At 65.1% G+C, this 1,356-nt stretch carries 1 protein-coding gene and 1 pseudogene; one reads left to right on the top strand and one right to left on the bottom strand.

Translation table 11 applies throughout. The features are described from left to right. Positions 1-149, top strand: a pseudogene (locus tag EOA27_RS43240) (hypothetical protein); the annotation flags it as partial. A gap of 43 nt (positions 150-192) precedes the next feature. On the opposite strand, the gene EOA27_RS36650 reads toward EOA27_RS43240, so the two are convergent. After that, a partial coding sequence (locus EOA27_RS36650; RefSeq protein ID WP_145970837.1) for a pyridoxal phosphate-dependent aminotransferase occupies positions 193-1,356 on the bottom strand: 1,164 nt, incomplete at its 5' end.

Below are 1,356 nucleotides of genomic sequence, written 5' to 3'. Positions count from 1 at the left end.
GATCATTCCCCTCCTGGTGCCGAAGTCAGGCGGCTGAAGCCCGGTTTAAACTCTACTCCGGCGGCCATCCGCTGCAACTTTCTGCGCTTCCGGTGCTCACGGACCTGAATGTCCGCTGCGCTCCGGTTCTCGAAAGTCACACCGGCTGACTCACCGGAGCGAGTTTCAATCCGGGCTTCGTCGACGCTCGGCTCAAACCGTCTTCATCCATTTCGCCAGGCGATGCGCCGCTTCATCGAGCTGATCGAGGCGGCGGTGGAAGCATAGTCGGAGGAAGGCCTCGCCGCCGGGACCGAAGGCGGTGCCGGGCGCCAGGCCGACATTGGCATTGTCGACGATGTCGAAGGCCGCTTTTCGGGAATCGGTGAGGCCGTCGACCCTGAAGAACAGGTAGAAGGCGCCCTGCGGCACGGTGAAACGCGCCTTGCCGGTTTCGCCGAGAATGCCGCAGACGAGGTCGCGCGCGGCATGCGCGCGCTCCACCTGTTCCGCTATGAAGCCGTCACCCTCGTCGAGGGCGGCGACAGCGCCGCGCTGCATGAACTGGGCGACGCCCGAGGTCGAGTACTGGATCAGGTTCTCGAACACCTGCTGCAAGGCGGGATGGGTCTTGATCCAGCCGACACGCCAGCCGGTCATTGCCCAGTTCTTGGAAAAACTGTTGACGAACAGGATGCGGTCCTCGGGCGTGGCGACATCGAGAAAGGACGGCGCGCGGCCATGGCCGTAGTGGAACAGCGAATAGATCTCGTCGGCGATGATCCAAAGGCCCTTTGCCCGGGCAAGATCCAGGATCGCCTGGAGCGTTTCTCTGTCGGCGGTCCAGCCTGTCGGGTTGGAGGGCGTGTTGATGAACAACAGCTTGGTGCGCGGCGTGATTGCCGAGGCGATCTTGTCGACGTCGCAGGACCAGCCATTGCCGGACTCGTCGAGCGTGACCGGCACCGGCACGGCGCCCGCCACGCCGGCGGCCGCGGCGAAATTCGGCCAGGCGGGAGAGAGGTAGATCACCTCGTCGCCGCCGCCGGCGATGGCGTCGATGGCCAGCTGGATGGCATGCATGCCAGAGGCGGTGACGATGAACTCCTCCTCGGCGAAGGTCTTGCCGAAATGCCTGGCGTAGTAGCGCGCGAGCGCCTGCCGGAGCTCGGGAATGCCCTTCTGCCAGGTGTAGAAGGTCTCGCCATCAGCGAGCCCGCGTGCGGCGGCATCGCTGATGAAGGAAGGCGTCGGAAGATCGCCCTCGCCGGCCCAGAGCGGGATCAGCCCTTCGCACAGGCGACCATGGTTGATGACGGCGACAATGCCGCTTTCGGGCGCGGCGCGGGCTTCGGCGCGCAAGGTGTCGATAAGGCT

Source organism: Mesorhizobium sp. M2A.F.Ca.ET.037.01.1.1 (assembly GCF_003998075.1).
Classification (GTDB): Bacteria; Pseudomonadota; Alphaproteobacteria; order Rhizobiales; family Rhizobiaceae; genus Mesorhizobium.
This window is presented reverse-complemented; position numbering and strand designations above follow the sequence as displayed.